19 protein-coding genes and 1 tRNA gene are annotated in these 21,592 nt (G+C 70.6%); 7 read left to right on the forward strand and 13 right to left on the reverse strand.

Annotation, left to right across the window (positions count from 1 at the left end):
• Positions 1-23 precede the first annotated feature (23 nt).
• Complete coding sequence (locus LV457_RS00095; RefSeq protein ID WP_232168299.1) at positions 24-632, forward strand: TetR/AcrR family transcriptional regulator; 609 nt, start codon at positions 24-26, stop codon at positions 630-632.
• A 4-nt stretch (positions 633-636) separates the two neighbouring features.
• Here the strand turns inward: LV457_RS00095 and rho are convergent, their stop codons facing one another.
• The 6 genes from rho to argS all read right to left on the reverse strand — a co-directional run bounded on the left by rho (position 637) and on the right by argS (position 9,340).
• Positions 637-2,634 (reverse strand): transcription termination factor Rho, encoded by a 1,998-nt coding sequence (gene rho, locus LV457_RS00100; RefSeq protein ID WP_232168301.1) that lies wholly within the window; start codon positions 2,632-2,634, stop codon positions 637-639.
• A 274-nt stretch (positions 2,635-2,908) separates the two neighbouring features.
• Entirely contained in the window at positions 2,909-3,853 is a 945-nt protein-coding gene (gene thrB, locus LV457_RS00105) for a homoserine kinase (RefSeq protein WP_232168302.1), read from the reverse strand.
• Between the two features lie 15 nt (positions 3,854-3,868).
• A complete protein-coding gene (thrC, locus tag LV457_RS00110) occupies positions 3,869-4,954 on the reverse strand; it encodes a threonine synthase (RefSeq protein ID WP_232168303.1) in 1,086 nt (361 codons plus the stop codon).
• Positions 4,951-6,270: a homoserine dehydrogenase gene (locus tag LV457_RS00115; RefSeq protein WP_232168304.1), complete on the reverse strand. Its 1,320-nt coding sequence runs from the start codon at positions 6,268-6,270 to the stop codon at positions 4,951-4,953. The genes thrC and LV457_RS00115 overlap by 4 nt, the downstream gene beginning before the upstream one ends.
• Positions 6,267-7,607 (reverse strand): diaminopimelate decarboxylase, encoded by a 1,341-nt coding sequence (lysA, locus tag LV457_RS00120; RefSeq protein ID WP_232169164.1) that lies wholly within the window; start codon positions 7,605-7,607, stop codon positions 6,267-6,269. Before lysA ends, LV457_RS00115 begins: the two co-directional genes overlap by 4 nt.
• An 80-nt stretch (positions 7,608-7,687) precedes the next feature.
• Positions 7,688-9,340: an arginine--tRNA ligase gene (gene argS / locus LV457_RS00125; protein ID WP_232168305.1), complete on the reverse strand. Its 1,653-nt coding sequence runs from the start codon at positions 9,338-9,340 to the stop codon at positions 7,688-7,690.
• A gap of 99 nt (positions 9,341-9,439) precedes the next feature.
• Between argS and LV457_RS00130 the strand changes: the two genes are divergently transcribed.
• Together LV457_RS00130 and LV457_RS20240 are read left to right on the forward strand one after the other, a co-directional pair.
• Positions 9,440-9,515 (forward strand) — tRNA-Arg (locus LV457_RS00130).
• A 196-nt stretch (positions 9,516-9,711) separates the two neighbouring features.
• Positions 9,712-10,023 (forward strand): DUF2510 domain-containing protein, encoded by a 312-nt coding sequence (locus LV457_RS20240; RefSeq protein WP_374198671.1) that lies wholly within the window; start codon positions 9,712-9,714, stop codon positions 10,021-10,023.
• 1,269 nt (positions 10,024-11,292) lie between these two features.
• Here LV457_RS20240 and LV457_RS00135 read toward each other — a convergent pair.
• Both LV457_RS00135 and LV457_RS00140 read right to left on the reverse strand, forming a co-directional pair.
• The gene (locus LV457_RS00135) at positions 11,293-11,469 is read right to left on the reverse strand and encodes a hypothetical protein (protein ID WP_232168306.1); all 177 of its coding nucleotides are present in this window, start codon (positions 11,467-11,469) and stop codon (positions 11,293-11,295) included.
• A 154-nt stretch (positions 11,470-11,623) separates the two neighbouring features.
• Entirely contained in the window at positions 11,624-12,046 is a 423-nt protein-coding gene (locus LV457_RS00140; RefSeq protein WP_232168307.1) for a nitroreductase family deazaflavin-dependent oxidoreductase, read from the reverse strand.
• On the opposite strand from LV457_RS00140, the gene LV457_RS00145 reads away from it, so the two are divergent.
• From LV457_RS00145 to LV457_RS00160, 4 genes are all read left to right on the forward strand, one after another.
• Positions 12,045-13,679: an ATP-dependent DNA ligase gene (locus LV457_RS00145; RefSeq protein ID WP_232168308.1), complete on the forward strand. Its 1,635-nt coding sequence runs from the start codon at positions 12,045-12,047 to the stop codon at positions 13,677-13,679. The genes LV457_RS00140 and LV457_RS00145 overlap by 2 nt on opposite strands.
• Before the next feature lie 64 nt (positions 13,680-13,743).
• A complete protein-coding gene (locus LV457_RS00150) occupies positions 13,744-15,054 on the forward strand; it encodes a sensor histidine kinase (RefSeq protein ID WP_232168309.1) in 1,311 nt (436 codons plus the stop codon).
• The gene (locus LV457_RS00155) at positions 15,042-15,713 is read left to right on the forward strand and encodes a response regulator transcription factor (RefSeq protein WP_232168310.1); all 672 of its coding nucleotides are present in this window, start codon (positions 15,042-15,044) and stop codon (positions 15,711-15,713) included. The genes LV457_RS00150 and LV457_RS00155 overlap by 13 nt, the downstream gene beginning before the upstream one ends.
• A complete protein-coding gene (locus LV457_RS00160) occupies positions 15,710-16,579 on the forward strand; it encodes a DUF4097 family beta strand repeat-containing protein (RefSeq protein ID WP_232168312.1) in 870 nt (289 codons plus the stop codon). The genes LV457_RS00155 and LV457_RS00160 overlap by 4 nt, the downstream gene beginning before the upstream one ends.
• On the opposite strand, the gene LV457_RS00165 is transcribed toward LV457_RS00160, so the two are convergent.
• The 5 genes from LV457_RS00165 to LV457_RS00185 form a co-directional block, all read right to left on the reverse strand.
• Entirely contained in the window at positions 16,576-17,055 is a 480-nt protein-coding gene (locus LV457_RS00165) for an RrF2 family transcriptional regulator (protein WP_232168314.1), read from the reverse strand. The two genes, LV457_RS00160 and LV457_RS00165, sit on opposite strands and share 4 nt — an antisense overlap.
• Positions 17,055-17,801, reverse strand: coding sequence for a 3'(2'),5'-bisphosphate nucleotidase CysQ (locus LV457_RS00170; RefSeq protein WP_232168316.1), 747 nt, complete (start codon positions 17,799-17,801; stop codon positions 17,055-17,057). The genes LV457_RS00165 and LV457_RS00170 overlap by 1 nt, the downstream gene beginning before the upstream one ends.
• Positions 17,798-19,681 carry an adenylyl-sulfate kinase gene (gene cysC, locus LV457_RS00175; RefSeq protein ID WP_232168317.1) on the reverse strand — a complete coding sequence of 628 codons (1,884 nt, stop codon included), beginning with the start codon at positions 19,679-19,681 and terminating at the stop codon, positions 17,798-17,800. Before cysC ends, LV457_RS00170 begins: the two co-directional genes overlap by 4 nt.
• Positions 19,681-20,604, reverse strand: a complete 924-nt coding sequence (gene cysD, locus LV457_RS00180; protein ID WP_232168318.1) for a sulfate adenylyltransferase subunit CysD — start codon at positions 20,602-20,604, stop codon at positions 19,681-19,683. Before cysD ends, cysC begins: the two co-directional genes overlap by 1 nt.
• Before the next feature lie 95 nt (positions 20,605-20,699).
• On the reverse strand, positions 20,700-21,578 hold the full coding sequence (locus LV457_RS00185) for an LLM class flavin-dependent oxidoreductase (RefSeq protein ID WP_232169166.1): 879 nt from the start codon (positions 21,576-21,578) through the stop codon (positions 20,700-20,702).
• Positions 21,579-21,592 lie beyond the last annotated feature (14 nt).

Consider the following 21,592-nt stretch of genomic DNA (forward strand, 5'->3'; position numbering starts at 1 on the left):
TCGACGGAAGGGAGCCTGCGCGCGTGGCCGCCGACGACGAGACGAAAAGCGTCCGCGACCGCCTGATCGAGGCCACCAAACAATCGCTGGCCACCAAGGGCATCCGCGGGACGACGGTGTCGGATGTCGCCGACGCGGCCGGCGTGTCGCGCGGTTGGCTCTACCGCCACTTCCCGGACAAGACGTCGCTGATCGGCAGCGCCATCGTCCGCCTGAACGAAACGTTCTGGGCGGAGTCGCACGCGGGCCTGGCAGGGGTGACGACGCTCGCCGAGCAGATCGCCACCGCACTGCGCGTCGGACGCGAGGCGTACGACACCCCCGGCGCACTAGCGCTGAAGCTGCGGTTGTCCGAGCCGGCGGAGTTCGCGGCGTGCGCGGGCCACGGCGTCGCGTCGTTCGTGCCGGATCTCGCCGAGTTCTGGGAGCCGTACCTGGAGGCGGCGCGCGACCGCGGTGAGATCCACCCGGACACCCGCATCGCCGAGGCAGCGGAATGGGTTGCGCGCGTGCTGATCTCGTTGGGCACCGTCAGCGGCGAGACGCTCGACACCGAGGATCACGCCGCGGTGCTGCGGTACATCCGGCGTTACGTCATGCCGGGGCTGCGCGCCGATCCGGCGGACGCCTGAAACCTCAGTTGTCGGCGTCCATGCCGGGCGCCGTCTTCGACACCTGCACCAGGAACTCGTAGTTGTTCTTGGTCTTGCGCAGCTGGCTCATCAGCAGGTCGATCGCCTGGTGGCTGTCCAGGCCGGACAGCACGCGACGCAGCTTGTGCACGATCGCGAACTCGTCGGGCGAGAGCAGCAGTTCGTCCTTGCGGGTGCCCGACGGGTTGACGTCGACGGCCGGGAAGACGCGGCGCTCGGCGATCTTGCGGTCGAGTTTCAGCTCGGCGTTGCCGGTGCCCTTGAACTCCTCGAAGATCACCGTGTCGCCGGTGGAGCCGGTCTCGACCATGGCCGTGGCGACGATGGTCAGCGAGCCGCCTTCCTCGATGTTGCGGGCGGCGCCCAGGAACCGCTTCGGCGGATAGAGCGCCGTCGAATCCACACCGCCGGACAGGATGCGGCCCGACGCCGGTGAGGCGTTGTTGTAGGCGCGGCCCAGCCGGGTGATGGAGTCGAGCAGCACGACGACGTCCTTGCCCTGCTCGACGAGGCGCTTGGCCCGTTCGATCGCCAGCTCGGCGGCCTGCGTGTGGTCGGACGGCGGGCGGTCGAACGTCGAGGCGATGACCTCGCCCTTGACCGAACGCTGCATGTCGGTCACCTCTTCGGGCCGCTCGTCGACGAGCACGACCATCAGGTGACACTCCGGGTTGTTGCGGGTGATCGCGTTCGCGATGTCCTGCATGATCGTTGTCTTGCCCGCCTTGGGCGGCGACACGATGAGCGCGCGCTGACCCTTGCCGATCGGCATGATCAGGTCGATCACGCGGGTCGTCAGCTTCTCGCTCGAGGTCTCCAGGCGCAGCCGCTGGTTCGGGTAGAGCGGCGTGAGCTTGCCGAACTCGGGGCGCTTGCGGGCGTCCTCGACCGGACCGCCGTTGACGGTGTCGAGCCGGACCAGCGGGTTGAACTTCTGGCGCGAGTTGCCGCCGTCGCCGCCGCCGCCGTCCTTGGGGACGCGGACTGCGCCGGTGATCGCGTCACCGCGCCGCAGGCCGTTCTTGCGCACCATGTTCATGGACACGTAGACGTCGTTGGGGCCGGCGAGGTAACCCGAGGTTCGGACGAACGCGTAGTTGTCGAGGACGTCGAGGATGCCCGCCACCGGCTGGACGACGTCGTCCTCCCGCAGGTCGGTGTCGGTACCGCCACCGCCGCCCGTGTTCTCGCCGCCGCGCTCGCCACGGCGTCGGCGATCGCGGAACCGGCGGCCCCGCCGGCCCTGGCGGCCGTCACCGTCGTCGTCGCCGTCGGCGTTGTTCGCGTTATTGGCGCTGTTGGCGTTGTTGCGGTTCTGGTTCTGGCGATCGCCCTGATCGTTGGTGCGCTGGTCATTGCGCTGCTCGTTGGCGCGCTGCTCGTTGGCGCGCTGCTCGCCGTCGCGCTGGTGGTCCGCCCGGCGGTCGGCGTTGGTGCGGCCGCCGCCGGTGGCACGGGCTCCGTCGCTGCGGGGCGTTTCCGCTGCCGCGGGCGCGTCCTGCGCGGGCGTGTCGACCTTCGCCTCGGCGGCCGGCGCCTCCTGCGCGGGCGCCCTTTGCGCGGGCGCCTCGACGGCGGCCGGCGCCTCCTGCGCGGGGACCTCGACGGCGGCGGGCGCGTCTTGGGCGGGCGCCGCTGCGGCGGCCGGCTGGCCGTTCGGCTCGTCGACGGGCGCGCCGGCGGCGCGGGACGCCGTACGGCGCGAGCGCCGCGCAGCGGTGGCGGCCGGCGCGTCCTGGCCGCCGTTGCCGCCGTTGCCGTTGGCCTGACGTTCCTGGATGGCGGCGATGAGGTCGCTCTTGCGCATCCCGGAGGTGCCCTTGACGCCCGCACGGGCGGCCAGGGCGCGCAGCTCGGGCAGCACCATGGTGCTCAGCGACGGGGCGCTCGGCGCCTCGGCGACCGGCGCGATGTCGGTGGCCGTCGCCGGCGCGACCTGGGCGGTGCTGTCCTCAGCAGTGATGAGGTCCGTATCTGTCACGGATTTCCCTTTCCTCCCCCGCTGATGACGTCACGCGAGGGGAACCTGTGCGTTCAGCAGACCGCCGAACGCAAGTCACACCGCGGGCTTCGCCACGGTGATCGCCTGAGATTCGCGGTAGCGCGAACCGTCAGTCCACGAGTTGAACTTCGAAAAGATGAGGAGTCGTCCTATTGTCGGCGCAGGTAGAGTCGCTGCGGTTGCCGGACGGAACCGAGGATAACCCGGTTGGGTGACCGAAGCAAGAAACCCCTCGGCGGTGTCGTCGGCCGGCTCAGCGTGCCGTTTCGATCCCGGCACGCCATCGCACGGCATCCCCCACGCCCGTCGGGCGGATGGTGAACCCGTGGGCGACGCCGGCCGCCGTCACCGCGGCGGGCAGCTCCGGCTCGGTGGTCAGGGCGATCACCGAAGGCCCCGCGCCGGAGAGCACCGCCGCAATGCCACAACGACGCAGCTGGCGCAGGTATTCCGCGGAGGCCGGCATGGCGGCCTCGCGCTGCGGCTGGTGCAGCAGGTCCTCGGTCGCGGGGAACAGCAGATCGGGGCGCTCGGTCAGCGCGACCACGAGCAGCGCCGCCCGGCTGACGTTGAAGCTGGCGGCGTCGTGGCGCACGGTGTCGGGCAGCAGCACCCGGGTCTCGGCGGTGGACGAGCGCTGCTCGGGGACCGCCACCACCAGCCGGATGTCCGGGTGCAGGCGCAGCGGCGCCGCCGCGTACACCGGGGTCGCCGCGGTGCCCGAGGTCCACGACACCACCGCGCCGCCCAGCACGGCGGCGGCGGCGTTGTCCGGATGCCCCTCGAACTCCGACGCGAGCTGCACCAGCTGCGCCCTGCTCAAGATCGGGTGCCCGGTCTGCGCCACGAGTGCGTTCGCGACGGCGAGCCCGCCGGTCACCGCGGCCGCGGACGAGCCCAGGCCCCGCGAGTGCGGGATGACGTTGCGGCAGCGGACCTTCAGCCCGGCGACGGCCACACCCATCGCCTCGAGTCCGGTGTGGATGGCCCGCACCACCAGGTGGTCCGGCGTGCGGGGAACCTGGCCGGCGCCTTCGCCGACGACCTCGATGTGCAAGCCGGATTCCGTTGTCTGCGCGCTGATCTCGTCGTACCAGTCGAGTGCCAGGCCGAGGCTGTCGAAGCCGGGGCCCAGGTTGGCGCTCGAGGCGGGCACCGCGGCCGCAGCCGTCAGCCCGGCGGGCAGCGTTGAGATCACGGACCCGATACCGCCCTACGACAGCCCGAGCTTGGCGACGACCAGCGAGGCGTCGACGGGCACCGGCGAGACCGTCGGCATGTCCCGCAGCGCGGTGTCGGGGTCCTTCAAGCCGTTGCCGGTGACCGTGCAGACCACCGTCGACCCGCGTTGCACCCAGCCGTCCTCGATGGACTTCAGCAGGCCGGCGACGCTCGCGGCGGACGCCGGTTCGACGAACACCCCTTCGCGCTCGGCGATCAGGTGGTACGCCGCGAGGATCTGCTCGTCGGTGGCGGCGAGAAAGCGGCCGTCGGAGGCCTGCTGCGCCTCGACCGCGGGCTGCCACGACGCCGGGGAGCCGATGCGGATGGCGGTGGCGACGGTCTCGGGGTTGGCGACGGGCTCGCCCGACACCAGCGGCGCGGCGCCGGCGGCCTGGGTGCCCAGCATCCGCGGCAGCGTGTCGGCCAGCCCGTCGCGGTGGTACTCGGTGTAGCCCTTCCAGTACGCGGTGATGTTCCCGGCGTTGCCGACCGGCAAGGCGTGCACGTCGGGGGCGCGGCCGAGCGCGTCGACGATCTCGAACGCGGCCGTCTTCTGGCCCTCGATGCGCACCGGGTTCACGGAGTTCACCAGGGCGATGGTCGGGAAGTCGTTGGTCATCTTCCGGGCGAGTTCGAGGCAGTCGTCGAAGTTGCCGTCGATCTGGATGATCTTGGCGCCGTGCATGACGGCCTGCGCCAGCTTGCCCATCGCGATCTTGCCCTGCGGCACCAGCACGGCGCAGGTGATGCCGGCGCGGGCCGCATACGCCGCGGCCGACGCCGAGGTGTTGCCGGTGGACGCGCAGAGCACGGCCTGCTGACCGCGGGCGATGGCGTCGGTGACGGCCATCGTCATGCCGCGGTCCTTGAAGGAGCCGGTGGGGTTGAGGCCCTCGACCTTCAGGTGCACCTCGCAGCCGGTCAGCTGCGAGAGGTACTGCGCGTGGATGAGCGGCGTGCCGCCTTCGAGCAGCGTGATGGGCTGCCAGTCGTCGCCGACGGGGAGCCGGTCGCGGTAGGCGGCGATGAGCCCGGGCCAGGGCCGGTGCACGGGCTCGGCTTTGCGCTTGATCATTCGCTGAAGCCTTCCAGGCGCAGCACGCTGGTGACCTCGCGCACGGCTTCCAGGTCCTGTAGCGCGGCGACGGTCTCGGAGAGCGCGGCGTCGGTGGCCGTGTGCGTCACGACGACGACGCGGGCGCCGACGCGCTGGCCGTCCTCCACGACGCCTTCCTGGCGCACCTCGGCGATGCTGACACCCCGGGTGCCGAATTCCGTGGCGACGGAGGCGAGTACGCCCGGGCGGTCGTCGACGTTGATGCTGACGTAGTAGCGGGTCGGGACGACGCCGATGGGGGCCACGGGCAGCTGCGCGTACTTGGACTCGCGCGGTCCGCGACCGCCCTGCACCCGGTTGCGGGCCGCCATCACCAGATCGCCCATCACCGCCGACGCGGTGGGCGCACCGCCCGCGCCCTGGCCGTAGAACATCAGCCGACCGGCGGCTTCGGCCTCGACGACCACCGCGTTGAAGGCGCCGGTGACCGCGGCGAGCGGATGGGTCAGCGGCACCAGCGCCGGATACACCCGCGCCGAGACGCGCTCCTGGCCGTCGCCGGAAATACGTTCGCAGATCGACAGCAGCTTGATGGTGCAGCCGAGCGCGCGTGCCGACTGGAAGTCCTCGGCGGTGACCTTGGTGATGCCCTCGCGGTAGACGTCGTCGGCCGTGATCCGGGTGTGGAACGCGATGGAGGCCAGGATCGCGGCCTTCGCGGCGGCGTCGTACCCCTCGACGTCGGCGGTGGGATCGGCCTCGGCGTAACCGAGTGCCCCGGCCTCGGCGAGCGCGCTGTCGTAGTCGGCGCCGGTGCTGTCCATGGCCGACAGGATGTAGTTGGTGGTGCCGTTGACGATGCCCGCCACCCGGACCACCGAGTCGCCGGCCAGCGACTGGGTGAGCGGCCGGATCACCGGGATCGCGCCGGCGACCGCGGCCTCGAAGTAGAGGTCGACGTGGGCGCGCTCGGCGGCCTGCGACAGCTCGCCGGTGGATTGCGCGAGCAGCGCCTTGTTGGCGGTCACCACCGACTTGCCGCGCTCCAGCGCGCCGAGGATGGCCTTGTGCGCCGGTTCCACGGGACCCATCAGCTCGACGACGATGTCGACGTCGTCGCGGGCGACCAGGTCGTCGATGTCGGTGGTGAGCAGTGCGGCGGGGACCCCGCGGTCGTCGGCGACGCGACGCACACCGACACCGCGCAGTTCGAGCGGCGCGCCGATGCGGGCGGCGAGGTCGGCGGCGCTCTGCCCGATGATGCGCACCACTTCGCTGCCGACATTGCCCAGGCCGAGCACCGCCACGCCGACCGGCTTATCCGTGCTGCTCATCGAGCGGTCACCTCCAGACTCAACAGATCGTCGACCGTCTCGCGGCGCAGGATCACCCGCGCCTGCCCGTCGCGCACGGCCACCACCGCCGGGCGGCCGATCAGGTTGTAACGGCTCGACATGGAATAGCAGTAGGCGCCGGTGGCGGCGACACCGATCAGGTCGCCCGGCGCGATGTCGTCGGACACCCAGGTGTCGCGCACGACGATGTCGCCGCTCTCGCAATGCTTTCCGACGATGCGGGCGAGCGCGGGCGGTGCGTCGCTGCGGCGAGACACCAGCCGCGCGTCGTACTGCGCGCCGTAGAGCGAGGTGCGGATGTTGTCGCTCATGCCGCCGTCGACGCTGACGTAGCGCCGATGCGAGTTCGACGACACCGCAACGTCTTTCACGGTTCCCACCTCGTAGAGCGTGATGGTGCCGGGGCCGGCGATCGCGCGGCCGGGCTCGACGACGAGCTGCGGCGTCGGCAGCCCCAGCGCGTCGGCCTCGTTGCGGACGATCGCGCTCAGTTTGTCGGCCAGCTCGCCGACCGGCGGCGGATCGTCTTGCGGCAGATATGAGATGCCCAGACCGCCACCCAGGTCGACCGTCGCGATCTGGCTCGTCTTGTCGACGCCGAACTCGTCGACCACGTCGTGCAACAACCGCAAGACCCGCCGGGCGGCGATCTCGAAGCCGCCGACGTCGAAGATCTGCGAGCCGATGTGGCTGTGCAACCCCACCAACCGCAGGTGGTCGGCGGCGAACACGCGGCGCACGGCCGCCATCGCCTGACCGCCGGCCAGCGACAGCCCGAACTTCTGGTCCTCGTGCGCGGTCGAGATGAACTCGTGCGTGTGGGCTTCGACGCCGACGGTCACGCGGATCAGCACGTCCTGCACGGTGCCGGCGTCGGCGGCGATGGCGTCGAGGCGCTCGATCTCGGTGAGCGAGTCGACGACGACGTGGCCCACCCCCGCCGTGACGGCTGCCGCGAGCTCGGCGATCGATTTGTTGTTGCCGTGCAACGCCATTCGCTCGGCGGGGAAGCCGGCATGCAGCGCAACGGCGAGCTCGCCGCCCGAGCAGACGTCGAGCGCCAGGCCCTCCTCGTCGAGCCAGCGGGCGATCTCGCTGCACAGAAACGCCTTTGCGGCGTAGCGCACGTTGTCGCCGCCGCCGAACGCCTCGACCATGTCGCGGCAGCGGGAGCGGAAATCGTCCTCGTCGATGACGAACAGCGGTGTGCCGTACTGCTGTGCCAACTCCGTGACCGCGACACCGCCGATGTGGGCGACGCCGTCGTCGTCGCGGACCGTGCTGCGCGGCCAGACGTTCGGCGCGAGGGTGAGCATCTCCTGCGCCGACGACGGCCGCGGCGGCGCGCCGGCGTGGCTGATCTCCTCGGCGTGGCGGGGGCCGGCGGGGTGGGCGTTCACATGCGCTCCGGGGCGGTGACGCCGAGGATGTGGAGCCCGTTGGCGATCACCTGCCGGGTGGCCGCGCACAGCGCGAGACGGGCGGCGTGCAGGTCGCCCGGTTCTTCGTCGCCCAGCGGCAGCACGCGGCAGGAGTCGTAGAAGCGGTGGTAATCGCCCGCGAGGTCCTCCAGATACCGGCAGACGCGGTGCGGTTCCCGCAGCGCCGCAGCGCTATTGAGGATCCGCGGGAACTCGCCGAGGTTGCGGATGAGCGCGCCCTCTTTGTCGTGGGTCAGCAGCTCCAGGTGCTCGGTGGCCGGCGCGATGCCGAGATCGGCGGCGTTGCGCGCCAACGCCGACAGCCGGGCGTGCGCGTATTGCACGTAGTAGACCGGGTTTTCGTTCGACGCCGAGGACCACAGCGACAGGTCGATGTCGATCGGGGTGTCCACCGACGAGCGGGTCAGCGAATAGCGGGCGGCGTCCACGCCGATCGCCTCGACCAAGTCGTCGAGCGTGATGACCGTGCCGGCGCGCTTGCTCATCCGGACGGGCTGGCCGTCGCGCACGAGGTTCACCAGCTGACCGATGAGCACCTCGACGGTGTCGGGGTTGTCGCCGAGCGCCGCCGCGGCGGCCTTGAGTCGGGCGATGTAGCCGTGGTGGTCGGCGCCGAGCATGTAGATGCAGAGGTCGAAGCCACGCTGGCGCTTGTCGAGGTAGTACGCGAGGTCACCGGCGATGTAGGCCGGGTTGCCGTCGCTCTTGATGACGACCCGATCCTTGTCGTCACCGAACTCGGTGGTGCGCAGCCAGGTCGCGCCGTCCTTCTCGTAGATGGCGCCGTTCGCGCGCAGCTTCGCGATGGCCTGCTCGACGCGACCGCTGGTGTGCATCGAGTCCTCGTGGGTGAACACGTCGAAGTCGGTGCCGAAGTCGTGCAGGGACTGCTTGATGTGGGTGAACATCAGGTCGACGCCGATGGACCGGAACGACTCGCGCATCCGGTCGTCCGGCTGGTTGAGGATGTCGGGCGCCACCTCGCGCACCTGGGCCGCGATGTCCCCGATGTAGGCGCCGGCATAGCCGTCCTCGGGCGTCGGCTCGTTTCTCGCGGCGGCGATCAGCGAGTCGACGAAGCGGTCGATCTGCGCGCCGTGGTCGTTGAAGTAGTACTCACGGGTGACGGCGGCGCCCTGGGTCGACAGCAGCCGACCCAGCGCGTCGCCCACCGCGGCCCACCGGGTACCGCCGATGTGGATGGGGCCGGTCGGGTTGGCCGAGACGAACTCGAGGTTGATGCGGGTGCCGGCGTAGTCCTGCGAATGGCCGTAGGCGGCGCCGGCGGCGATGACGCCGGCGACGATCTCGTTCTGCGCCGACGCCTCGATGCGCAGGTTCACGAAACCCGGACCCGCCACCTCGGCGGCTTTTATCCCGGGGCTTTCCTCCAGCGCCGCCGCCAGCCAATCGGCGAGGTCGCGCGGGGAGACGCCGACCCTCTTGCCGAGCTGCAGCGCCAGGTTGGTCGCGTAGTCGCCGTGCTCGGGGTTGCGCGGACGCTCCACCGTGACCGCCTCCGGCAGCGCCGCCGTGTCCAGGTCACGCTCGGCCAGCACCGCGGTCGCGGTGTTCTTGAGCAGGTCGGCGAGGTCGGCGGGTGTCACGACCGTCCATCCTATGGGCTGCGGTCCGCTAGCCCCGAATCGTCAACCCGCGGTGATGCGCTACGCTGACCACGCCCATCGGCGCACGTCATGTCATGCGCCCCCGTAGCTCAGGGGATAGAGCGTCTGCCTCCGGAGCAGAAGGCCGCAGGTTCGAATCCTGCCGGGGGCACCAGGGTCAGACAGCGAATTCGTGCGAGCCGGATGTCGCGTGCTATCTGCGCGCTATCCGCTCACGTTCGACGCGCACTTCGCGCCGGTCGTGGCCCACGCTCCACCTACTCGCCTCGTCCGTTGGACGGACGACATCGACTCGCCTCTGGCGCCGAAATCGCATATCGGCGTCCAATTGGTAGCTACTATTCGCCGCCATGGGGGATGCAACACCACCGCCTGCCGGCTGGTATCCAGATCCATACACGGGCCAACAGCGTTGGTTCGATGGCACCAATTGGGGTCCGTTTGCGCCGCCGCAGAGCGCACCGCCGACCACCAACTCCGGTGAGAGCAGGTTCACGATCCATTACGGGTTCGCGCTCCTGGCCATATTCGCGCTGCTCGGCACAGTCATTCCTGCCATGGTGATGTTCTCGACGGCAAGCGACCCGGACACAGGTGGCTTCGGAGCCGTCTTCGGCGGATGTGGCTGCTGTGGGGCGGCATGTGGACCGTCGTATGGATAGCTTTCGCCGTTCACCACACGCTGCGCAGTCGGCGATAGACCTATTCGGCCCTCTGAGGCGCCTTTCGATCTAGCGAAGCTACGCCTCGCTGAGCTTGTTGGACCGCTGAGGACCGGAGCTGATGAAGACTGACCGGCGAATCGCGGTGCGGTGCATCCAACGCAACTAGGATCATGAATCCGATGAGATCGCAGGATTTGAATCGCTTTCCGGCGGTGTCGCAACTCTTGTCGTGCGACTACATCAACGCTACTGGCGGCTGAGCGTTATGTCACCGAGAAGGTGTTGTTCTCGCTTCCGAGAGGACGGGTCGGCCTGCTTCAACGAGACCGACTACGCGGACGGTTGGTGCCGCCACGTCGATTACCCTGGCTTTACTCGGCCCGATGCAAGGCGTGCACCCGCTTGTTTGGGAGCCCCTCAAGCACATAGACCAAAGTGTTGTCGCGCCAATCTTGATCGAGCTTGTCGACGGGCCACTGAACGAAGGCGGTGCCGCAGCAGTGAAGCGCACTAATCGGCGTGATCTCTCCCGCTGATCGCTATGCGAACTACGATCCGCTCGCCAAGCGCCTCCCTGCGATAGGTCGTTGGGCGGGTGGAGGCGCGACTTCGGCCGGCCCCGCTCCCTGCACGCCGATCAAATCGGTGAGGCGCGTCCCCGACGGTCGGCGGAGGTTTCGATAGCGCCAACGAAGGCGCTGCAGCACTTCCCTGGCGGCAGGAGTAGCTGCCGTAGCCGTCGGCGTGTTCTTGCATTCAGGATAGGGGCGAGCGCTGATCCGACCCGATTAAGCCAGCGGACGCAGGTCGACTGACCAGAGCGCGGTTGAACTTCGTGTATCTCTCCGCCCAAAACGTGCGCGATTTCGGCCTAGGAGCCGCCAGCGGCGTGCAGGTTGGCCACGGCGAGTAGGCCTGTCTCCGCTGCCTGTTGGGTGGCGTGCGGCATGGCCAAACCTGCATCACCGGCCCAAGCACGCTGATCGCCTCGTTCCCGGAGAATGCAGGACACGCACGTCGGTCGCAAGTCGGGCGGTATGGTCGAAGTTGATATGTACCCAATATCGACATCGCCGTAGATCGTGACGCGGTCGCGATCGCCGCCGCTGTCGCCCCAATACTTGTCGAGCACCTCGCGCGCGTCCTGCGCTGGGCTGTACGGCATTGCTTCCCTCCCGTCGAGTCGTTGTTTGCCGAATCACTCCGTATACCCGGACGGTACGACATTGCTTATGCGCGGCGAGGTAGCTGACCGGTGCCTGTTGTCTACCCACCGATGCGGCGGCGCATCCACGCGGGCGGCGGAGCCCGGCCCGAGGTGACACGGCGGGCGACGTCGGCCATGTTCACGACGTGCATCTGCCGGCCGATGGTATCGCTGAGCACGTCGAAGGCGACCACCGCCGCCGCCACCGGTCGGGCCGATGCGCGCCGGACTGCCACGTCCGCGCCTAGCGCTCGAAGTCGGGCAGGTACGCCGCGTCGGGATTCACACCACCCACAGTATTCGCACACACGTTCGACAGCCAGGGCGAGCAGTCGAACCTGTGGACAAACCCGCGGCTGGGGACAACCGGCCGCCGCCGCTGCAGAGCGCTTACTCGACCACGAACACCGGGATCTGGCGATCGGTCTTCGCCTGATACTCGGCGTAGGGCGGGTAGGCGGCCACGGCGAGTTCCCACCAGTGCTCGCGCTCGGCGCCGTCGACTTCGCGGGCAGTGCCCTCGAACACCTTGTCGCCGTCCTGCACCGTCACCTTGGGGTTCGACTTGACGTTGAAGTACCAGCTCGGGTGCTTCGGATCGCCGCCCTTCGACGCCACCATCGCGTAGCGGCCGTTCTCCTCGACCCGCATCAGCGGCACGTACCGCTTCTTGCCGGACTTCGCGCCGATCGTGGTGAACAACACGACCGGCCGATCGAATACCTTGACGCCCTCCGTCGTGCCCTGGGCCAGGATGCGCTCGGTCTGCTCGCGAACCCAGTCGGTGGGGCTCAGTTCCACGTCGTTGCTCATGTCAAGCGCGAACACCGCCGGCCGCTTCGCTATTCCCGATCTCGAGGTGACGACGCCCGGCGCAACCGACGTGTCGGTGACCCGTGGTTCGATCGAAGCCGTGACCGCGCTCGCCGACGTCGCGACCGCCTCCCGGGAGGTGGCCGCCACCCGGTCGCGGCTGACGAAGACGCGGCTGCTGGCCGAGCTGTTGCGGCGGGTCGACCCCGACGACGTCGCCGTCGTGGTGTCCTGGCTGGCGGGCGACCTACCGCAACGACAGATCGGCGTCGGGTGGGCGTCACTGCGCACCCTGCCGGAACCGGCGGCGCAGCCGTCGCTCGCCGTCGCAGCGGTGCACCGGACGTTCGACGAGATCAAAGCCACCAGCGGCAAGGGGTCCAAGGAGCGGCGGGCCGGCCTGCTCGGCGAGCTGTTCGGCGCCGCCACCGCCGACGAGCAGCTGTTCCTGCGTCGCCTGCTGGGCGGTGAACTGCGGCAGGGCGCGCTCCTCGGCGTGATGACCGAGGCGATCGCGGCGGCGGCGCAGCTGCCGGCCGACGGGGTGCGTCGGGCGGCGATGCTGCGCGGCGATCTGCCCGCCGTGGCCGCCGCGACCTTGACCGGCGGCGCGGCCGCGCTCGCGGAGTTCCGGCTGCAGGTGATGCGTCCGGTCGGCCCGATGCTCGCGCAGTCCGCGTCGTCGGTAACCGATGCGCTCGACGCGCTGGGCGGCGAGGCTATTTTCGAGGCGAAACTCGACGGCGCCCGCCTGCAGATCCACCGCGACGGCGCCGACGTCGCGCTCTACACCCGCAGCCTCGACGACGTGACGGCGCGGCTGCCCGAGGTGGTCGACGCGATCCGCGCGCTGCCGGTGCGGTCGCTCGTCGCCGACGGCGAGGCCATCGCGCTGCGCGCCGACGGCCGCCCCCAGCCGTTCCAGGTGACCGCATCGCGTTTCGGGCGGCGGACGGTGACACCCGACCAGCTGCCGATGTCGGCGTTCGTGTTCGACGTGCTGGCCGTCGACGGCGACCAGTTGCTCGACGCGCCCACCGCCGACCGGCACGCGATCCTCGACCGCATCGTGCCGCCCGCCGCGCGGGTCGACCGGCTGCGCACCACCGATCCCGTTGCGGCGCAGGCGTTTCTGCAGCGCACCCTCGACGCCGGACACGAGGGCGTCATGGCCAAGGCGGTCGGCGCGCCGTACGAGGCGGGACGACGCGGCGCCGCCTGGCTCAAGGTGAAGACCGCCCACACGCTCGACCTGGTGGTGCTGGCCGTCGAATGGGGATCGGGCCGCCGCCAGGGCAAGCTGTCGAACATCCACCTCGGCGCCCGCCATCCCGACGGCGGGTTCGTGATGCTCGGTAAGACATTCAAGGGCATGACCGACGAGATGCTCGAGTGGCAGACCCGCCGCTTCACCGAGCTCGCCGACGGCCCCACCGACGGCTACGTCGTTGCGGTCCGGCCCGAACAGGTCGTCGAGATCGCGTTCGACGGCATCCAGGCGTCCACCCGCTATCCGGGCGGCATGGCGCTGCGGTTCGCGCGGGTGCTGCGCTACCGCGACGACAAGACCGCCGCCGACGCCGACACCGTCGACACGGTGCGGGCGCTGTTCGCGGCGCAACACGGGGGTTAACCCCCGCCGGAAACTCCGGAAAACGCCGTACCGCCACGGCGGCCGCGTTCCTACGGTTGGTGCCATGGTCGCAGTCCTGCCCGATACGGCACCGCCCCCGCCCGTCACCCCACCGCGCCGCCGGTTCGGCGGTCACCTCGGCGTGCTGCCCACCGCGTCGCTGGTGTGCGGCGCCGTGATCGGCGTGCTCTGGCTGTGGATCCCGATCACGATCCTCGTCGCCGGGCTCTCGTCGATCCTGTCGCTGGTCGGTTTCCTGGTGGCCGCCGTGGTGTTCGCCTACCTGATGCGCGGGGTCGAACACGCCGAACGGGTGCGCAGCGAAGCGGTCTTCGGCATGGGCATCGCCGTGCCCGTCCGCAAGCGCACCCCCTTCGACGGGTTCAAGGGCTGGGCGCACCAATTGCTGCTGGACTACAGCAGCGCGCGGTTCTGGAAGGCGTGCGCCCACCACCTGCTGCGCGCGCTCTACGACACGGCCGCCGTCGCCGTCGCCGTCGCGCTGCTCGCGTTCGCGTTCCTCGCGCCGCCCGCCGCGATCGCCGTCAGCCGCAGCGACCAGGCCGCGGGGCTGCGCTTCCTGCCGACCCCGCTCGCCGTGCTGTTGGCCGTCGTCGCGCTGGCCGCCGCGATCGCCATCCTGGTCATCGCCCCGGCGCTCGACGCCGTGATCGACCGCTGGCTGCTGTCGCCGTCGCGCACCGCCGCGCTGGAATCGGAGGTCACCGCGCTCGCCGACGCCCGCGCCGGCGCCGTCACGTCCGCACAGCAGGAACGCAGCCGCATCGAGCGCGACCTCCACGACGGCGTCCAGCCGCGGCTGGTGTCGCTGGCCATGACGATCGGCCTGGCCCGCACGAAGTTCGACGACGATCCGGCCGCCGCCAAGGCGCTGATCGGCGAGGCGCACGACGACGCGAAGGCCGCGCTCGCCGAGCTGCGCAACGTCGTCCGCGGCATCGCGCCGACCATCCTCGCCGACCGCGGGCTCGACGCGGCGCTGTCGGCCGTGGTGCAGCGCGCGCAGAACTCCGGCGTGCCGACGACGCTGCACCTGGAACTGCCGCGTCGGCTGCCCGAGGAGGTCGAGGCGTGCGCCTACTTCGTCGTCGCCGAGGCGCTGACCAACGTCGCGCGCCATGCCGGCGCGTCGACCGCGGTGGTCACCGTCCGGCACGACCAGACCACCGACCGGCTGCACGTGTCGGTGTTCGACGACGGCCGCGGCGGCGCCGTCATCGCCGCCGACGGTGCGGACGCGACCGGTCTGCGCGGGCTGGCGCAACGCGTGCGCGCCGCCCGCGGCACCTTTTCGGTGTCGAGCCCGCCGACCGGGCCGACGATCGTCACCGCGGAGCTCCCATGCGGATCGTGATCGCGGAGGACTCGGCGCTCCTGCGCGCGGGCATCGAGCGCATCCTCGACGACGCCGGCCACGAGGTCGTCGCCGGCGTGCCCGACGCCACCGATCTGCTGCGCATCGTCAACGAGACGCGGCCGGACCTCGCGATCGTCGACGTCCGGATGCCGCCGACGTTCACCGACGAGGGCATCCGGGCCGCCGCACTGCTGCGCACGCAGAACCCCGAATCACCGGTGCTCGTGCTGTCCCACTACGTCGAGGAGCGCTACGCCGCCGAGCTGATCGCCTCGGACACCCGCGGCTTCGGCTACCTGCTGAAGGACCGGGTGGCCGACGTCCCGGCGTTCCTCGACGCGGTCGCCGTCGTCGGCTCCGGCGGCACGGTGCTCGATCCGGAAGTGGTGTCGCAGATCCTGGTGCGCAGCCACCGCCGAGCCGTCCTCGACGCGCTGACACCGCGCGAACGCGACGTGCTGCAGCTGATGGCCGAAGGCCGCACCAACTCCGCGATCGCCGCGACGCTGCACATCTCCACCGGCTCGGCGGAAAAGCACATCGCCGCCATCTTCACCAAGCTCGGCCTGGCACCCGACGACAGCGGGAACCGCCGCGTCCTCGCGGTGCTCCGCTACCTCGAGAACACCCACCCCCGAGACGAGGACTTCGCATGACCGCTGCCACGCCACCACCGTCCGTGTCCCCCGGCACCCGCGTCGCCGTCCGGGTCGCTCTCGTCGTCGTCGCGTCGCTGACCCTGCTCGCGACCGTCGGCACGCTGGCCGTCGGCGCAGTGGGCATCGGCACCGCGCGCGTGCTCACCGACAGCCAGCCCCTGCCCGCCGCCATGCGTTCGCTCGTCATCGACGGTGGCGACACCGGTGTGCGCATCCAGATCCACACCGACGAGAAGGCCCGCGAACCGCGTGTCGAGCTCACCGCGCTGTCGTTCCGCGGCGCCGACCGCCGGCTGCAGGTCACCACCGAAGGCGATCGGGTGCGACTGCAGGCCGCCGGCGACGACCGCGGCGACGGGTTCGGCGGCGGCTGGCCCGGCTGGGGACCGGCCGAACTCGACGTGACACTGCCGCCCGCCACCGCCCGCCGGCTGGCCGTCGACACCACGCAGCGCAACGGCATGCTGCGGGTCGACGGAGCCCTCGACGCGCTGACCGCCCGCCTCGACAACGGCGCCGTGGTGCTGCGCGGCAGCGCCACCAGGGTCGACGTGGCCGTACGCAACGGGTCGGTGCGCACCCGCGCCGACTACGCGGTGCAGCAGTCGTTCACCGCCACCGCCGGCAACGGCGACGTCGAAGCCCGCTTCGCGGCCGACGGCCCCGACACGGTCGACGCCGGCAGCCGCAACGGCGACGTCGCGCTGCAACTGAGCGGACCGGGGCCCTTCCTGGTGCGGACGCAGGCCCGCAACGGCGACACCGAGGTGACGGTTCCGGAGACGTCGGATCCGGCACGCGCCGCGACGACGGTCGACGCCCACACCGAGAACGGCGACGTGACGGTGACCGGCTCGCGCTAACCGGCCGTGCCGGGCCGGCGTTGGCGCTCCTGCGCCCGGTACGCGTCGGCGAGCCCGGCCACGTGCGGCGGCAGCGCGCCACCCGCGACGTCGGCCAGCGTGGTCTCCTCCAGCACCGAGCGCATGCTCGCCCGCAGCGCCCGCCACACGTCGGTGAGCGCGGCGGTCGGCCCCGCGTAGCGCAGGTCGCCGAGCCCGATGTCGCGGACGCTGGCCAGCGGCCCGTCGATGCAGCGCAACACGTCGGCGATGCTGATGCGGTCGGCGGGGCGGGCCAACTCGTAGCCGCCGTCGCGGCCGCGGTGACTGCGCACCAGGTGGTCGGCGCGCAGGTCGGACAGGATGTCGACCAGGAACTGCGGCGGGATGTCCTGCGCCCGGGCCAGCTCGTCGGTCTTCACCTTCACGCCGGCGCCCACGGTGGCGAGCTGGATCATTGCCCGCACGGCGTACTCCGCCTTGGCCGACATGCGCATCAGCTGGTGACCGCCAGCACCGCCGCGGCCAGCTCGGGCCGGCAGATCACCAGGTCGGGCAGGGTCGGATCGGGCTGGTTGTAGCGCAGCGGCGCCCCGTCGATGCGCGATGCGTGCAGGCCCGCGGCCCGGGCCACCGCGAACGGCGCGGCGTTGTCCCACTCGTACTGCCCGCCCGCGTGCACGTACACATCCGACCGACCCTGCACCACCGACGCAACCTTGGCCCCGGCCGAACCCATTTCGACCAGCGTGCCGCCCAGCGCGTCACGCACGTCGAGCGCGAGCTGCGGCGGCCTCGTCCGCGAGACGACGATCCGCGGGACGGCCGGCGGCGACGGCGGCGCCGCCACCTCCGGGGTGGCCAGCGTGACGCCCTGCGCGGGCAGCGCGACCGCACCGGCGACGATGTCGCCGGCGTGATCCTCGCCCCGCACCCACAGCGCCACGTGCACCGCCCAATCGTCGCGCCCGGCCTCGGAGAACTCGCGGGTGCCGTCGAGCGGGTCGACGATCCACACCCGGTCCGCCGACAGCCGCACCGGATCGTCGGCACCCTCCTCGGACAGCACGGCGTCGCCGGGCCGGGCGTCGGCCAGCGCCGCCATCAAGAACTCATGGGACCGCCTGTCGCCGGCCGCTTTTCGCTCGGCGGCCGGCGCGTCGGCGAACTCCGCGCGGACCCGCAGCAGCAGTTCCCCGGCCGCGGTCGCCAGCCGGGCGGCCAGTTCGTGGTCGTTGCTCATGCCCGGCCGTCCAGCAGCTCGATCACGCGGTCGGCCATCTCGTCGAGCGTCACGTCCGGCGTGAGCCGCAGGTCGGGGTCCTTGGGCCGCTGGTACGGGCTGTCGATCCCGGTGAAGTGGGTGATCTCGCCAGCTCGTGCCTTGGCGTACAACCCCTTCGGGTCACGCGCCTCGCAGTCCGACAGCGGGGTGTCCATGAACACCTCGACGAAGTCGAAGCCCTGGGCGGCGTGCACGGCGCGGGCGAGCTCCCGGTGCTCGTTGAGCGGGCTGATCGCCGGCACCAACACCGTCAGCCCGGAGTCGGCCATCAACGTCGCGATGTGGGCGAGCCGGCGCAGGTTCTCCGCACGGTCCGCCATGGAGAACCCGAGGTCGGCGTTCAACCCGTGGCGCAGGTTGTCGCCGTCGAGAACGTAAGCGGGACACCCGCGTTCGAGCAGCTTCTGCTCCACCCGCATCGCCACCGACGACTTGCCCGAACCCGACAACCCGGTGAACCACACCGTGCGGCCCTTCGACAGCCGGTCCGCGGCGCTCACCAACGACTGGTGGCGGACCGTGTTCGGCGTTGCCTTGCGTTCGGCAACCGGGGTGGTGGCCCGCACCATCCCGGCGGCCACGGTGCCGAAGGTGTCCGGATCGATCAGGATGAACGACCCGGTGGCGGAGTTGCGGCTGTACTCGTCGAGCAGCAGCGGCTGCTGCGTGCGCAGCGTGACCCGGCCGAGTTCGTTGAGCTTCAGGGCGGTGGCGCCCTTGTCGCGGTGCAGTGTGTTGACGTCGAGCCGGTAGTCCAACGAGACCACCCGGGCGCGCGTCGTCCTCGTGGTCTGCTTGATCAGGTAATCGCGTCCGGGTTCGAGCGCGGAATCGTCACCCATCCAACACACCGTGGCGTCGAACTCGCTGGTCACCTGCGGGCGGTTGTTCGGGCGCGCCAGCATGTCGCCGCGGGAGATGTCGATGTCGTCGGCCAAGCTGACCGACACCGCCATCGGCGGAAACGCCTCGGTCACCGGGCCGGTCGGCGAATCGATCGCGGTGATGGTCGACGTGCGCCCGCTGGGCAGCACCACCACCTCGTCGCCCACCCGCATCACACCGCCCGCGACGGTGCCGGCGTAGCTGCGGTGGTCGGCGTGCTCGCGGGTCTGCGGCCGGATGACGTACTGCACCGGGAAACGGACGTCGACGAGGTTGCGGTCGCCCGCGATGTACACCTCCTCCAGGTGGCTCAGCAGCGCCGGACCGTCGTACCAGGGCGTGTTCTCCGACTTGGTGACGACGTTGTCGCCGAGCAGCGCGGACATCGGGATGGTGGTGACGTCGCCGATGTCGAGCCGGGCCGCGAACGCGTGGAATTCGTCGCGGATCTGCTCGAACTTCTCCTGGCTCCAATCGATCAGGTCCATCTTGTTGATCGCCAGCACCACATGCTGAACGCCGAGCAGCGACGCCAGAAAGGCGTGCCGGCGCGACTGTTCGAGCAGGCCGTGCCGGGCGTCGACGAGCACGATCACCAGTTCCGCGGTCGACGTGCCGGTGACCATGTTCCGGGTGTACTGGATGTGGCCGGGGGTGTCGGCGATGATGAATTTCCGCTTGGCCGTGGCGAAGTAGCGGTAGGCGACGTCGATCGTGATGCCCTGCTCCCGCTCGGAGCGCAGCCCGTCGGTGACCAGCGCGAGGTCGGTGTAGTCGTTGCCGCGTTCCTTGGAGGTGCGCTCGACGGCGGCGAGCTGGTCTTCCATGACGGCTTTGCTGTCATAGAGCAGCCGGCCGATCAGCGTCGACTTGCCGTCGTCGACCGAGCCGGCGGTCGCGATGCGAAGCAGCGTCGTCCCAGCAGATACCCCGTCGCTTCGCTCGCCCCACATCAGAAGTACCCCTCACGCTTGCGGTCTTCCATCCCGGCTTCGGAGATCCGGTCATCGGCGCGGGTCGCACCCCGCTCGGTCAGCCGCGACACGGCGGTCTCGGCGATGATGTCCTCGACGGTGGCGGCGGTCGATTCGACGCAGCCGGTACAGGTCACGTCCCCGACGGTGCGGAACCGCACGCTCTTCTGCACCACCTCTTCGTCCTCGCGCGGCTGCATGAACCGGTGGACGGCCAAGAGCATCCCGTCGCGGGCGAACACCGGCCGGGTGTGGGCGTAGTAGATCGCGGGCAGCGTGATGCGCTCGGCGCCGATGTAGGCCCAGATGTCGTACTCGGTCCAATTGCTCAACGGGAAGACCCGGATGTGCTCGCCCTTGCGGTGCCGGCCGTTGTAGAGGTTCCACAGCTCGGGCCGCTGCGCCTTCGGATCCCACTGGCCGAACTCGTCGCGGAAGCTGAACACCCGCTCCTTGGCGCGGGCCTTCTCCTCGTCGCGGCGCGCACCGCCGAACGCGGCGTCGAAGCGGTTCTCGCGGATGGCGCGCAGCAGCGTCACGGTCTGCAGCGGGTTGCGCGACGGCCCGTTGTCGACGACCCGGCCGGCGTCGATGTCGTCCTGCACGGACGCGACGACGAGCCGCACCCCGTTCTCGGCGACCAGCCGGTCGCGGGTCTCGATCACCTCGTCGAAGTTGTGCCCGGTGTCGACGTGCATCACCGGAAACGGCAGCCGCGCCGGCGCGAACGCCTTGAGCGCCAGATGCAGCATGACGATCGAGTCCTTGCCGCCGGAGAACAGCAGCACCGGTCGCTCGAACTCGGCGGCGACCTCGCGGATGATGTGGATCGCCTCGGCCTCCAGCGAGCGCAGCTGGCTCAGCTCGTACTGCCCGGCACCGGGCACGGCGGTTGCGGTCATGCTTCCTCATTATGTTGGTCTTATTGGTCAGGATTGCGGCATTGCCGGAGATTCAAACAGCCAACATCGGGACTGTCAACGGTCGCGCGGAAGCCTCAGTCGAGCGCTGCGGCGACGTCGGCCGCACGTCGCAACTGCTCGGGATCGGAGCTGGTGGGGATCAGGTGCACCTCGTCGGCGCCGATGTCGGCGAAGCGGCGCAGCACCTCGACGAGTTCGGCCTCGCTGCCGGCCCAGCCGGTCGTCGGGGCCATGGCGTCGACGAGCTCGGCGGGAATCCAGTTCATGTAGCGCCGCAGGTGCCGGTGCACCTGGGCACGCGCGTCCTCACCGCCGAGCGCGAACCAGAACGAGGTCGCGAGGTGCGGTGCACCCTTGCCGGCCTCGGCCCAGGCGGCTCGGGCGACGTCGAAGAGCGCGTTGACGCCGCCGACGTCCAGGTCGAGCGTCGTACCCGCCAACCCCGTCGCCCACTGTGCCGCGCTGCGAACGGTTTTCGGACCGATGGTGCCGACCAGCAGCGGCGGACCTCCGTCCTGCACCGGCGGCGGGCCGACCGGCAGCGTCGAGTCGGTGACCTTCTCCTGAGCCCACACCCGCCGCATCACCGCGACCCGCTCCGCCATGCCGCGGATGGTCTGCGTCGCGGGATCGGCGCCCACGGCGGTGTAGTCCTCGTGACGGCCGCCGACGCCCAGCCCGACGGTCAGCCGGCCGCGGCTCAGCAGGTCGCCGGTGGCCAGCGCTTTGGCCAGCAGCACCGGATCGTGCAGCTGCGGCACGATCACCGTCGTCACCAGCCGCACCCGGCGTGTCCAGGCCGACAGCGCGCCGAGCAACGTCAGCGAGTCCGGATTGTCGAACGCGATCCGCTCACCCCAGCACAGCGACGAGAACGGGCCGTCGTCGATGGTGGTCGCCCACACGTGGAGGAGGTCGGCGTCGAGATCCGGCTCCATCACCGGCATCGTCATCCCGATGTGCACGC

The organism is Mycobacterium sp. MYCO198283, assembly GCF_021213805.1.
In the GTDB taxonomy this organism is placed as follows: Bacteria; Actinomycetota; Actinomycetes; order Mycobacteriales; family Mycobacteriaceae; genus Mycobacterium.

Bases quoted from the DNA above. Each gene is read 5' to 3' on its own strand.
- thrC (WP_232168303.1), bottom strand. From the start codon at position 4,954: ATGATCAAGCGCAAAGCCGAGCCCGTGCACCGGCCCTGGCCCGGGCTC.
- LV457_RS00115 (WP_232168304.1), bottom strand. From the start codon at position 6,270: ATGAGCAGCACGGATAAGCCGGTCGGCGTGGCGGTGCTCGGCCTGGGC.
- lysA (WP_232169164.1), bottom strand. From the start codon at position 7,607: ATGCTCACCCTCGCGCCGAACGTCTGGCCGCGCAGCACGGTCCGCGAC.
- LV457_RS20240 (WP_374198671.1), top strand. From the start codon at position 9,712: ATGGGGGATGCAACACCACCGCCTGCCGGCTGGTATCCAGATCCATAC.
- LV457_RS00145 (WP_232168308.1), top strand. From the start codon at position 12,045: ATGTCAAGCGCGAACACCGCCGGCCGCTTCGCTATTCCCGATCTCGAG.
- LV457_RS00140 (WP_232168307.1), bottom strand. From the start codon at position 12,046: ATGAGCAACGACGTGGAACTGAGCCCCACCGACTGGGTTCGCGAGCAG.
- LV457_RS00150 (WP_232168309.1), top strand. From the start codon at position 13,744: ATGGTCGCAGTCCTGCCCGATACGGCACCGCCCCCGCCCGTCACCCCA.
- LV457_RS00155 (WP_232168310.1), top strand. From the start codon at position 15,042: ATGCGGATCGTGATCGCGGAGGACTCGGCGCTCCTGCGCGCGGGCATC.
- LV457_RS00160 (WP_232168312.1), top strand. From the start codon at position 15,710: ATGACCGCTGCCACGCCACCACCGTCCGTGTCCCCCGGCACCCGCGTC.
- LV457_RS00165 (WP_232168314.1), bottom strand. From the start codon at position 17,055: ATGCGCATGTCGGCCAAGGCGGAGTACGCCGTGCGGGCAATGATCCAG.
- LV457_RS00170 (WP_232168316.1), bottom strand. From the start codon at position 17,801: ATGAGCAACGACCACGAACTGGCCGCCCGGCTGGCGACCGCGGCCGGG.
- cysC (WP_232168317.1), bottom strand. From the start codon at position 19,681: ATGTGGGGCGAGCGAAGCGACGGGGTATCTGCTGGGACGACGCTGCTT.
- cysD (WP_232168318.1), bottom strand. From the start codon at position 20,604: ATGACCGCAACCGCCGTGCCCGGTGCCGGGCAGTACGAGCTGAGCCAG.
- LV457_RS00185 (WP_232169166.1), bottom strand. From the start codon at position 21,578: ATGACGATGCCGGTGATGGAGCCGGATCTCGACGCCGACCTCCTCCAC.